Origin of the sequence: Bifidobacterium sp. ESL0764 (assembly GCF_029395515.1) — a bacterium.
GTDB lineage: Bacteria > Actinomycetota > Actinomycetes > Actinomycetales > Bifidobacteriaceae > Bifidobacterium.
In genome coordinates this window covers 206,361-218,121 of the sequence record NZ_CP113919.1, presented here as the reverse complement: position 1 = coordinate 218,121, position 11,761 = coordinate 206,361, and the positions used below count along the sequence as shown (strand labels likewise).

Genomic DNA, 11,761 nt, shown 5'->3' with positions numbered 1-11,761 from the left:
AACAAAAACTCAAGAAAAACGCCAGCCCAACCATAAAATGTGAGGAATATCACATTGACAAATTCTTTTTTATGCTCTTTTTCGGCTTTTCGTGATTTCAGACATATATCGTTATATATTGAAGGCTAATTTTGATGGAGAATGAAACGTTAGATGTTCACGCAAAGAAGCCATCGACAAAAGCCTGACAGCAATAACATCTCAAGGCCAACTTGAAGGAGTAAAGATGAAGGTAGTGATTTTCTCCACCTGCCTGGTCGATCTGATATTTCCCAATGTCGGGAAAGCCATGGTCGAAGTTCTTGAAAGGTTCGGCTGCGAAACTTACATGCCGATGCAGCAAATCTGCTGCGGGCAAATTACGTTCAACAGCGGATACGTCAAAGAATCCACGAAGGTGATGCACAACGAGATCGATGCCCTAATGAGCGTCGACGCCGATTACATCGTCGGCCCCGCCGGTTCCTGCGTCAATATGTTGAAGGAGCTGCAGTTCCACCTGCCCGCCGGCGACGACGAATACAAGGCCAAGGCCCACGAAATGGCCAACAAGACCTACGAGTTCTCGCAGTTCCTCTATCGCGTGCTCGGCGTGCTCGACGCCGGCGCGGAACTCGACGCCGTGGCCACCTACCACCGTTCCTGCCATATGACCCGTCTACTCGGCGAGCGCGAGAGCCCTTATATTCTTATGGACCACGTCAAGGGCCTCAAGGTCAAGGAACTTCCGCATATCGAGAACTGCTGCGGTTTCGGCGGCATGTTCTCCATGAAAGTGCCTTCGGTTTCCCAGGAAATGGTCAACGAGAAGGTCTCAGACGTCGAAAGCACCGGAGCCGAGGTCCTGATTTCCTGCGACCCAGGTTGTCTGATGAACATCGGCGGCCGTTTCAATAGGCTCGGCAAAAAGATCACCATCATGCATCTGGCGGAAGTGCTCAACAGCAATGTCGACATGAGCCGCGTGAAGTACGTCGACGCAGCCGAACGCAAGGCCATCGACGAACAGACTTTGCAGCATTCCAACGCACATGAGGAGGCTCTGGTATGAGCACCACACAAATGGATGACACCATGTTCAAGCGCACCGGAAAATCTACCGGCACGATGCTGCAATATGGCGACAAGAACTTCGTCAACCGCGTTCACCAGAGCACGACAGACAAATTCGCCCACCGCGCCATCTCCAACGCACAGGATGCGCAGTGGGTCAAGCGCGAGACCGCTCGTGCCGAACTCGGCAACTGGGAGGGATGGCGCGACCTGAGCGAGCAGATCCGCCAGCAGGTCATTCGATATCTGCCCGACTATCTTGAGGAATTTTCCGACAACGTCGAAAAGCGCGGCGGCCATGTCTTCTTCGCACAGACCGATGTCGAGGCACGTGACTTCATCACCGATCTGGTCAAGAAAAAGAAGGCGCACAACATCGTCAAGCCGAAGTCCATGGTCACCTCCGAGATCGGACTCGACAAGGCACTGCTGAAAATCGACGGCGTCAAGGTCACCGAAACCGATCTGGCCGAGTTCATTTTGGAACTCGACGATTGGGACGAACCTTCCCACCTCGTCTTCCCGGCGCTGCACAAGAACCGCGACCAGGTGCAGAAGCTCTTCCAAAAGCTTGGTTACAAGGGCGACAACGACCCACAGCATGAGGCGCGGTTCTCCCGCAAGGTGCTACGTGAACGCTTCCTTGAATCCGACATGTCCATCACCGGCTGCAACTTCGCCGTCGCCGACCAAGGCATGGTCAACATCGTCACCAACGAAGGCAACGCCGACCTCTCCATGGCCATCGCGCCCACCCAGGTCGTCGTCATGGGTATGGAACGGCTCGTACCGACCCTGAAAGAGGCCGAGACGATGGACAACATGCTCGTGCGCTCCGCAGTAGGTACGAAGCTCACCTCGTATTGCAGCTTCGTCTCCCCCAAGCTTCCCGACGAGGCCGACGGCCCCGAGGACTTCTACGTGGTCATCGTCGACAACGGACGTTCCAACGCACTCGGCACCGAGTTCGAGCCGATTCTGCAGTGCATCCGCTGCGCCTCCTGCCTGAACGTCTGCCCGATTTACCGCAACATCGGCGGCAAGGGTTATGGCTCCATCTATCCGGGACCGATCGGTGCCGTGCTCTCCCCGCTGCTGCAGGGCGACTACGCGGAATTCCACGATCTGCCGTATGCCTGCAGCCTCTGCTCGGCCTGCACCGCGACCTGCCCCGTCAAGATTCCGCTGCACGAGCTGCTCTTAAAGCATCGCGAAGTCATGATGAACGACAAGCATATGGGCGACCTGATCGCCGACACCGTGATGAAGGTCGTCGGCATTGGTACCGGCCATTCCTCGCTCTTCCGCACCGCGCTGACCTTCGACCACGTTGCGATGAACACCATCGCCAAGAAGGGCATCAAGGACCCGGCCACGGGTTCGCGCGTGCCGGACACCGCCAAGAACCTCGACGAGAACGGCAAGCATGAGGAATGGATGCCGTTCGTCTTCGGCGGGTGGACCAAGGTCCGCGACCTGCCGGAACCGCCGGCGCACTCCAAGAACTTCCGCACTTGGTATAACAAACGCAAGAAGTCGCAGATCGCCGAAGCCGGCGGTGAGGAAGCCTTCCGCAAGGCCCAGGCTGGCATCCTCGCCAAGAACCCGAACGCACCGAAGGACTTCGGCGCTTACGATAACAGCGTTTCTGCACGCAAGGTCGGCCATGAGCAGACCACGCCATTGAGCGACGCGACCGTTCCCGTGGCGCTCGGCTCCATCGAGGAGGCCGGAGTCGGCCATTACGCCGACCAAGACAGCCACACGAGCCATGAGAACGCCGTGCGGCATGGTATCGCTCCGGCAAAAACCGAAGCCGCTGCAAATTCAGCCGACAATGGGAAGAAGGACTGAACATCATGACCGATCGTGAGACATTCCTCAACTATCTCGCCGAGAAAAGCGGACGCCCGCGCCACCAGCTCAAAGATCATCCTCTTGAGCCGGTCAACGACCTTCCCGAAAGCACACTTTCGGGCCACAGCGTCGACGAGCTGCTCGAGATCGCCCGCAAAAACGCGCCTGCCGTCCACGTCGATTTCCAGACAACCGACAAGGCCGGACTGCCCGCCGCGCTCGACAAGTTCATCGCGGCCAAGGCCGACGGCAAGCTCATGCTGCCCACCTACGACGAGAACTACAAAGCCTTCGGACTCGAGGATTGGCGCGACGGGCTTGACCCGAAACCGTCGTTCTGGGTGCCGGGTGCCGGCCGCAAGGCCAACATCGACACGGCGAACCACTCGGAGGCGGCCATCGGTTTCGCCGATTTCCTGTGCGCCGAATCCTGCACCATCACCGCGCCGACCACTCCGGGCCAGGGCCGCGCCTTCCACTTCCTGCCGGTGCATTATCTGAGCATCATCCGCAAGTCGAGGATCGTGGCGAGAACCCGCCAGGCGATGGACTATTATGAGCCACGCATCAAGTCCGGCGAGATCAAGACCTCGAACCTCAACTTCATCACCGGCACTTCGTCGACCGGCGATATCGAGATGGTCCTGGTCGTCGGCGTCCACGGTCCGCTCGACATGACCTATCTGGTCGTCGAGGACATGTGATTTTTCGGCTGCCGTCGGCCGCCTGACCAATCACGGGCGATAGATGACAGCCGAAAAGCCGATTGGGCGCTCCCTGAATACTCGGGGAGCGCCCAATTGCTATTTCTTGTTACCAATGCTTACGACGTTTCACCAACAGCAACACCCGGAAAATATGCGTGAGGCAAGCCCCCCCCCAGAAGGCGAAGGTGTACAAAAGTACATCGAGTCTTCCGAGGGCCTTAAACATTTCACTCGGAAAATACGCGTACGACATCACATTACCGTCGACGAAGGCGTACTGCTGGTACGTCGAAACCCCACACAGTTCCCCGGGCCAGCACTGACGACACGCGTGAGGCAAAAGGCCCCCGGAAGGCGAAGGTGTACAAAAGTACATCGAGTCTTCTGGGGGCCTTTTGACGCTCCGTGTCGTCAGTGCTGGCCGTAGACGTTCTGGTAGCGGTCGTTCAGCTTATCGATGTCTTCCTGCGCAATCGGGATGATGTCGCCGAGCTGCTTGGCGGCCCACATGGTGTGCGCCACCTCTTCGGTCATCGCTGCAGCCTTGACGGCGGCCTCAGCGTCCTTGCCGATGGTGAACGGACCGTGGTTCTGCATCAGAACAGCCGGCGAATGCGGGTACTTCTTGAGCGTCTCGACCACGCCCTCGCCGATGGCCTCGCTGCCGATGAGCTTGAACGGGCCGACCGGAACCGGGCCGCCGAACTCGTCGCCCATCATCGTCAGGCCGCACGGAATGTTCTGGCCGGTGGCCGCCCAGGCGGTCGCATAGGTGGAGTGGGTGTGCACGACGCCGTAGACGTCAGGCATGTTGCGGTAGATATAGGCGTGGGACTTGGTGTCGGAACTCGGCGCAGCCAGGCCGTCGACCGGGTCGCCGTTCAGATCGCAGACCACCATCGATTCCGGCGTCAGGCTCTCATAGCGCATTCCGGAGGGCTTGATCACCATCAGATCGGCAGTGCGCAGGCGCTGGGAGACGTTGCCCGCAGTCCATACCACAAGGTTCCACTTCAAGAGCTGCTCATGCAGGGTGGCGACGACCTCGCGCACCTGCTTGACTTCGGCACGAACCTCGGGTCCGAAATCGTCTAATGTAGTCATTGCTATTCCTTTCAACCGCAATCACCTCAGACGCACCTATTCGCGTCACCGGTGACCGACCGTATTATTGTTACATTTCCAATTTACAGCACCTATGTTACCGCTCACATAAAGGTTATTGCAATTCGCATCCAAGAAATTACCATCATTTATCACTTTCGCCCCATCCGAAGTTTCGCTCACAACCCGCCGAATTGTACTTGGGACCGGGTTGTACTAGAATATGTAACGTTGTCTTGAGTGACGAACTCAAAGGCATGGGGCTGTAGCTCAGTTGGTAGAGCGCTTCGTTCGCATCGAAGAGGTCGTGGTTTCGATTACCATCAGCTCCACTCTCAGGGTTTTCGGGATTTCCCCAGAAGCCCTTTTTCTTGCCAGTTTGCCAGCGTCTACAAGGGTTTTCAAGGGGGCGCCGAAACTTTATTGCTTTATAGTTGCGAGGCGCTGCTCGACGTATTCTTCGAGGACTTCGGCGGTGAGACCGTCGTAACTGTTGAGGGAAGCGAATTGCGGGCCAGCGGACGTGTCGGTCTTAATGAAGCCCATTTGGGCGATGGTCGTCGCGCCCGAGGCGGCGGCCGCCTCGATACCGGTCATCGAATCCTCAATGGCGATGCACCTTGCCATTTCCTGACGGAAAGCGACCAGGCGCGCATCACCCGTAGATCCTGCTGAACGCTCAGCAGCGGAATCGTTCTGATTACCGAATTTGCCAATACTGTCGGAATCCGATACACGATTTGAAGCACCATTGTTACTATCGGTGTCGCTGCCAGACCGAGCCTCCATCCCGTTTGCCACAAGTACCTCTCCCGGAACCTCAATGCCTACAACCTCTGCGGCGGCAAGATACGGCGCGGGGTTAGGCTTTTTCGGCAGATCGTCGTCGCTGCATACATAGCCGACGAACGCGCCAGCGGGCGCCTGACGCACCAGATTCTCGGCCATGCGCCGCGGCGATGCCGTGACCAGAACCGACGGAATTCCGGCGGCAATCAGCGAGCGCAGCACATCTTCGACCCCTGCGATCCAAGGCATATGTTCCGCTTCCTTGCGCGCCACGCCTTCGATCATCAACCGCGCCACTTCACTGGCCGGCAATTGCGTGCCTTTGTCGACCATCAGTTGCGCGACCTGCGGAACCGGCTTGCCCGAGCAGGTCCAGCCGATATCCTCGCTCCAGTAGCCGCCGTGTTCTCGGGCGATATCCATCTCGACGGCATGCCAGTAAGGCTCCGAGTCGATCAACGTGCCGTCCATATCCCACAGCACGGCCTTCAGCATTCGGTCTGAACTCGCCCCATCATGTTGTTGCCGCAAAGCCAATGAAAATGCCACCTTGTTCTATCCGTTTATGCCGACTGATTTATACATACATAACTGTGATACATGCTATCAGCATCGTCTTATATTTTGTATATCTCTATCATGCCATAAGCACTCGCTTTAGCCATATCACCCATTACCCAGCTCATTACGCAACCTATTACACAATCACACAGGCCAAAATACGGCAGAAAAGACCAAACTGGCCGGTTTCGGTTACTATGCCGAAGCCTCGTCTACAACCGCTCAAAGAACCTCTTCACGGAATCCACGGAATCACTCAGTCGAAATAGTGGCCCCAGACGACCAGCGAACGAGGGTCGACAAACGGGTCGGCATACGGCTCGCCATCAGGCTTCGCGGCATGGCGAGGCTTGTGGGTCGGTTGCTCTTGCGACGCAACTGATTCGGATTCGTCTCCATCCGATTGCACGCCTGACGCATATGGATTGGCGGCTTCGTTGGTGGCATCGTTGGCATAATACGGACGCCCCGGAAGCTCGCGAGTACGGGCTTGAACGTCGTGACGCCAGCGACGCGCCTGACGCGAGCGCTGGATCTCGGTGATATCGCCGTCGGAATCAGCCGCGAAAATACTGGAACCGCGCGGACGCTCGAGACGCTTCACCTCGCGCCGCAATTGGCGGTTCTCCTCCTGCAGCTCAAGAATCCGCGAGATGCCGGCGAGGTTGATGCCGTCTTCCTGGCTCATCTGCTGGGCCTCGGCGAGCTTGTGCACATCGCGCAGGGAATAGCGGCGGGCGCCGCCTTCCGTACGCTGCGGGACGATGAGCCCCTGACGGTCGTATTGGCGCAGAGTTTGGGGGTGGATGTCCGCCAGCTGCGCGGCACGACCGACGCTGAAGACGGGCAGATCGATATCGAACCCGACGTCATCGGCACCGTCCAGATCGGCACGGTGCTCGACCAACGCAACGGCACACAACCCGTACAGCGCCCGCACTTCTTGAGTTATCCGGGCCATCGCATTCACCTCCGCTGGTCTTTGTCTACCACTTTATTCATCCCGTATGGCATTGACTTCAATATCCATCAATACCATACGCATTGCCTATCCAACTCAAAACTGCTTGATTGGCCTACCCGCAAACTTTCCAGACGGTCGCGAATAGACCAATCAGACAACCCAACGCCAGACTTCGGCGAGGCAACGATTATCGCCACCTGCCAAATCGATATGTCAAAACATATCGCAACCGGCATCCGTACCAAACCAACGACTCGTTCATATCCAACCGTTGACTCGGTTTTTTTATTATCAGGTTTGGCGGCCGACCCACAACGGGCCAACCGCCAAACCAATTACCACAACGTTCAAAGCCGAATATCGGTTATCCCCCCTACCGGCCTTTACGTTTTCGCGCCTAAGCCACGCGAATCACTCGCGTTCTTTGGCCACCTCGTCGACGAACTCGCTGGAATTCCTGTCGAATTCCTTGGCATCGTGCTTCTGCGCCATGCTGGGCCTGCTCGGCACGCGGATTTCCACGCGACCGACCAAGTCACCATCACGGCCAGGAACACCCTTGCCGCCGACACGCACCTCGGCACCGCTCGACGTGCCAGCCGGCACACGGAACGTGACCTCGTTGCCGTCGAAGTCCAGCGCCTTGACGCGGGCGCCGGCGACAGCCTCGCCAATGGTGACCGGCAGCGGCATCACGATGTCGTTGCCGGAAAGGCTGAATTTCGTGTCGTTCTTCACGTGAATCTGCAGGTACATATCGCCTGCGGACCCGCCGTTGGAACCGAGCTTGCCCTTGCCAGGGAGCCGAATCTTCTGCCCTTCCTTGACGCCGGCCGGAATGTGGGTCTTGAACTTGCGCCCGCCCGCCTTGAGCGAAACGGTCGCGCCCTTCACGGCCTGACGGAAGGTCAGCGTGATCTTCGAGTTGCGGTCCTCGCCGCGCACCGGACGCTGCGGTTCGCGGTAGGTGCTCGACCCGCCGCCCGCGCCGTAGGGCATGCCCGAGCCCGCGTAACCGCCGGCACCCTGGCCGGCAGCATTACCGAACATCGAGAAGATGTCGTTGAGGTTGGTCGGACCGCCACCGGAAGTCGAGAAGCGAACCCCGCCGGGGCCGCCCGCACCACCGCCGAACATCGAACCGAAGATGTCGGAGAAGTCGGAGGCGCCGCCGAATCCGCCCTGGCCGCTGCCGCCAGCGAACCGTGCGCCGCCGCCAGCGAACTGGCGAATCGCGTCGTACTTGCGCCGCTGGTCGGCGTTGTTGAGCACATCGTAGGCCTCCGAGATGTCCTTGAACTTCTCCTCGGCCTCTTTGGTTTTATTGAGATCGGGATGGTACTTGCGCGCAAGCTTGCGGTAAGCCTTGGTGATCTCTTGCTCGCTTGCGTCCTTGGAGACGCCGAGCACCTTGTAAAAATCTTTATCTAGCCATTCATTTTCAGCCATATCATTGCCCTCCTTTTCGGGCCCTGAGCCGGTACATTGCCTGCAACGACTTCACAAACGATAAGTGCGACCCTCCGGCCACGCGGGGAATCGCACTTGTCGCATCACATCGTTGCCTCAAACCCGCTAGGCCTTGGGGGAAGCCACCACCACACGGGCGGCCCGGATCACGCGGTCGCCGATGCGATAGCCCGCCTCTACGACGGTGTCCACAGTCTCTTCGGTCGCGTCGGCATCCGGTTTGTGAAGAATCGCCTCGTGCTTGGTCGGATCGAAGGTCTCGCCCTTCTTGCCGAACTTCTCCACGCCGAACTTCTCGAACGTCTTGTCAATCTTGTTGGCCACGGCGGCGAACGAATCGTCCATATCGCTGTGCTCACGGATGCGGTCGATGTCGTCGAGCGCCGGGAGCAACGCGGTCAGCACGTCGATGATGCCGTGCTGGCGGAAGATCTCCTGCTCTTTCTTGGAACGGTTACGGAAGTTGACGAACTCGGCACGCTCGCGTTGGAGCGCCTCGAGATAATCCGCGGCCTCCTTCTTCGCCTGTCCGAGCGGGGTCAGCGTGTTCTCGCTGTCCTTGTCGCTCTTGCCATCGGTTGCATCGTCAGCACTACCGGTCTTATCCGACTTATCTGCGTCACCGTTTGTGTCGTCTCCGTTAGCGCTACCGTTTTCGGAAGCACCGCTGGCAGCATCGGCTTGACCGCCGTTAGTAGACTGTCCGGCAGCCGCTTGCGCGGAACCGTCGTTCACGTTCGTATTGTCGTTCTTGGCAGCTGAGGCGGCAGTATCCTGTGGATTCTGCTTCGCTTCGTCGTCGGCCTTGCTATTCGACTGTTCGGAGCTCATTGTTTCACCCGCCTTTTCGCCGGTCGTTCCGGCGTGAGTACGCTCGGGTTCGCTCGGACCGGCATCATCCGGGGACCCACCGAATCCCGCACCTGACGCATCAAACCCAGCCAAACGGTCGAGCCATGCGTCGTCGGGATCCGGCAGATCCTTCAGATAGTCGTCCTTATCGAACCCGGACACGATTACTTGTTGTCCTTCTTGTCGTCATCGTCGTCCACGACTTCGGCGTCAACCACGTCGTCATCATCGGACGAGGACGAGCTGGAGCCAGCCGCACCGGCAGCACCTGCAGCAGCACCGGCACCCGCAGCGCCAGCGGCGCCTTCAGCACCCTGCTGCGCATAGAGCGCCTGACCGATCTTCTGCGAGGAAGTGGTCAGCTTCTCCTGGGCGGACTTGATCTTGTCGATGTCGTCGCCCTTCAGAGCATCCTTGAGCGCGTTGACATCGTCGGTGACTTCCTTGACCACATCATCGGAGAGCTTGGCCTTGTTGTCGTTGACCATCTTCTCCATCGAGTAGGCGAAGGACTCGGCGGTGTTGCGGGTCTCGGCGTCTTCCTTGCGCTTCTTGTCATCGGCCTCGTGAGCTTCGGCTTCCTTGACCATGCGATCAATCTCGTCCTTGGGCAGAGCGGATCCGCCGGTGATGGTCATGGACTGTTCCTTGCCGGTGCCCTTGTCCTTGGCGGAAACATGCACGATGCCGTTGGCGTCGATGTCGAAGGTGACCTCGATCTGCGGGACGCCACGAGGAGCCGGAGCGATGCCGGTCAGCTCGAAAGTGCCCAAAGGCTTGTTGTCGCGGGCGAACTCGCGCTCACCCTGATAGACCTGAATCAGCACGGAAGGCTGGTTGTCCTCAGCGGTCGAGAAGACTTCGCTGCGCTTGGTCGGGATGGCGGTGTTGCGGTCGATGAGCTTGGTCATGATGCCGCCCTTGGTCTCGATGCCGAGAGAAAGCGGGGTGACGTCGATCAGCAGGACATCCTTGCGATCGCCCTTGATGACGCCGGACTGCACCGCGGCGCCGACCGCCACGACCTCATCCGGGTTGACGGACTGGCTTGCGGCCTTGCCGCCGGTGAGTTCCTTCACCAGTTCCTTCACGGCAGGCATACGGGTCGAGCCGCCGACGAGGACCACGTGGTCGATGTCGGAGACCGAGATGTTCGCATCATGCAGCACGTTGTTGAACGGCGTGCGGCAACGGCCGAGCAGGTCCGAAGTCATTTCCTCGAAGTGTGCACGGGTCAGCGTCTCGTCCAGGTGGACAGGCGTGCCGTCGGGGGTCATGGCCAGATACTGCATCGAGATCGAGGTCTCGGTGGAGCTGGAGAGCTCCTTCTTGGCCTGCTCAGCGGCTTCCTTCAAGCGCTGCAGCGCGATCTTGTCCTTGGACAGATCGACGCCATACTTGTTCTTGACCTCGCCGACGAGCCAATCGATGATCTTCTGATCCCAATCGTCGCCGCCGAGCTTGTTGTCGCCGTTCGTGGCCTGCACCTGAATGGTGGCGAAGCCGTCGTCGTCCTTGCCAATCTCCAGCAGAGACACATCGAAGGTGCCGCCGCCGAGATCGAAGACCAGGATGCGCTCGTCTTCCTTGCCCTTTTCGAGGCCGTAAGCCAGAGCCGCAGCCGTCGGTTCGTTGATGATACGCAGCACGTTGAGGCCCGCGATCTTGCCTGCGTCCTTGGTGGCCTGGCGCTGTGCGTCGTTGAAGTATGCAGGGCAGGTGATGACCGCATCGGTCACCGGCTCGCCCAGATAAGCCTCGGCATCGCGCTTGAGCTTCATCAGCACCTGCGCGGAAATCTCCTGCGGGGTCCACTTCTTGCCGTCGATGTCCACCGACCAGTCGGTGCCCATGTGGCGCTTGACCGAGCTGATGGTGCGGTCGACGTTGGTCACCGCCTGACGCTTGGCAACCTCGCCGACGAGGATCTCGCCGGACTTGCTGAACGCGACCACCGACGGGGTGGTGCGAGCGCCCTCGGCGTTCACGATGACCGTGGGTTCGCCGCCCTCAAGCGTTGCGATGCAAGAGTTTGTGGTACCAAGATCAATACCTACTGCACGTCCCATATTCGTTTCTCCTTATATTCGTACGTTTCACATCTGTTCGCTCGGGTCCGGCCCCGCGGCGCGACGTTCGTTTCGTCGCTCGCGGCCCGCATCCAGGTTCGCACCTGTTACGCTTCCAAAACCTGAGCCTACTACACTCAACTTTTAATCTCAAATTATATTCCCGATTTTCCGAAAAAACTTGAGTCTTTTTGGCTCAACTTTTTGAAATCAGGGATTCTATAGCTGTAAAACGCTGAAATTCCAAGGATTTGATAACTTATAAGGAATAAAATGATTTCGAATAACAATCTTAGTCGACGTTGACTATTCTCGCGCAAGCCGTCAAATCACGA

Annotated in this window: 7 protein-coding genes, 1 tRNA gene and 2 pseudogenes; 4 read left to right on the top strand and 6 right to left on the bottom strand. The window is 58.5% G+C overall.

Translation table 11 applies throughout. The annotated features are described in order from the left end of the window. The first annotated feature begins 226 nt into the window (after positions 1-226). From OZX71_RS00715 to OZX71_RS00705, 3 genes are read left to right on the top strand one after another with little or no spacing between them, the layout of a single operon-like run. Complete coding sequence (locus tag OZX71_RS00715; RefSeq protein WP_277145852.1) at positions 227-1,051, top strand: (Fe-S)-binding protein; 825 nt, start codon at positions 227-229, stop codon at positions 1,049-1,051. Then, complete coding sequence (locus OZX71_RS00710) at positions 1,048-2,907, top strand: LutB/LldF family L-lactate oxidation iron-sulfur protein (protein ID WP_277160134.1); 1,860 nt, start codon at positions 1,048-1,050, stop codon at positions 2,905-2,907. Before OZX71_RS00715 ends, OZX71_RS00710 begins: the two co-directional genes overlap by 4 nt. A 5-nt stretch (positions 2,908-2,912) precedes the next feature. Continuing rightward, positions 2,913-3,614 (top strand): lactate utilization protein C, encoded by a 702-nt coding sequence (locus OZX71_RS00705; RefSeq protein WP_277145854.1) that lies wholly within the window; start codon positions 2,913-2,915, stop codon positions 3,612-3,614. Between the two features lie 414 nt (positions 3,615-4,028). Here OZX71_RS00705 and OZX71_RS00700 read toward each other — a convergent pair whose 3' ends face one another. Beyond that, positions 4,029-4,721, bottom strand: a complete 693-nt coding sequence (locus tag OZX71_RS00700) for an L-ribulose-5-phosphate 4-epimerase (protein WP_277145856.1) — start codon at positions 4,719-4,721, stop codon at positions 4,029-4,031. A 259-nt stretch (positions 4,722-4,980) separates the two neighbouring features. Between OZX71_RS00700 and OZX71_RS00695 the strand changes: the two genes are divergently transcribed. Beyond that, positions 4,981-5,053, top strand: a tRNA-Ala gene (locus tag OZX71_RS00695). Positions 5,054-5,141: 88 nt separating this feature from the next. On the opposite strand, the gene OZX71_RS00690 is transcribed toward OZX71_RS00695, so the two are convergent. The 5 genes and pseudogenes from OZX71_RS00690 to dnaK form a co-directional block, all read right to left on the bottom strand. Further along, the gene (locus OZX71_RS00690) at positions 5,142-6,059 is read right to left on the bottom strand and encodes an HAD family phosphatase (RefSeq protein WP_277160133.1); all 918 of its coding nucleotides are present in this window, start codon (positions 6,057-6,059) and stop codon (positions 5,142-5,144) included. Between the two features lie 475 nt (positions 6,060-6,534). Further along, positions 6,535-7,032, bottom strand: a pseudogene (locus tag OZX71_RS00685) (MerR family transcriptional regulator); the annotation flags it as partial. A 414-nt stretch (positions 7,033-7,446) separates the two neighbouring features. Continuing rightward, positions 7,447-8,484: a DnaJ C-terminal domain-containing protein gene (locus tag OZX71_RS00680; RefSeq protein WP_277160131.1), complete on the bottom strand. Its 1,038-nt coding sequence runs from the start codon at positions 8,482-8,484 to the stop codon at positions 7,447-7,449. A gap of 126 nt (positions 8,485-8,610) precedes the next feature. After that, a pseudogene (grpE, locus tag OZX71_RS00675) lies at positions 8,611-9,267 on the bottom strand (nucleotide exchange factor GrpE); the annotation flags it as partial. 254 nt (positions 9,268-9,521) lie between these two features. After that, entirely contained in the window at positions 9,522-11,426 is a 1,905-nt protein-coding gene (gene dnaK / locus OZX71_RS00670) for a molecular chaperone DnaK (protein ID WP_277160130.1), read from the bottom strand. Positions 11,427-11,761: the final 335 nt, after the last annotated feature.

Coding starts and splice junctions, on each gene's coding strand:
- OZX71_RS00680 (WP_277160131.1), bottom strand. CDS start 8,484: ATGGCTGAAAATGAATGGCTAGATAAAGATTTTTACAAGGTGCTCGGC.
- OZX71_RS00700 (WP_277145856.1), bottom strand. CDS start 4,721: ATGACTACATTAGACGATTTCGGACCCGAGGTTCGTGCCGAAGTCAAG.
- OZX71_RS00715 (WP_277145852.1), top strand. CDS start 227: ATGAAGGTAGTGATTTTCTCCACCTGCCTGGTCGATCTGATATTTCCC.
- OZX71_RS00705 (WP_277145854.1), top strand. CDS start 2,913: ATGACCGATCGTGAGACATTCCTCAACTATCTCGCCGAGAAAAGCGGA.
- dnaK (WP_277160130.1), bottom strand. CDS start 11,426: ATGGGACGTGCAGTAGGTATTGATCTTGGTACCACAAACTCTTGCATC.
- OZX71_RS00710 (WP_277160134.1), top strand. CDS start 1,048: ATGAGCACCACACAAATGGATGACACCATGTTCAAGCGCACCGGAAAA.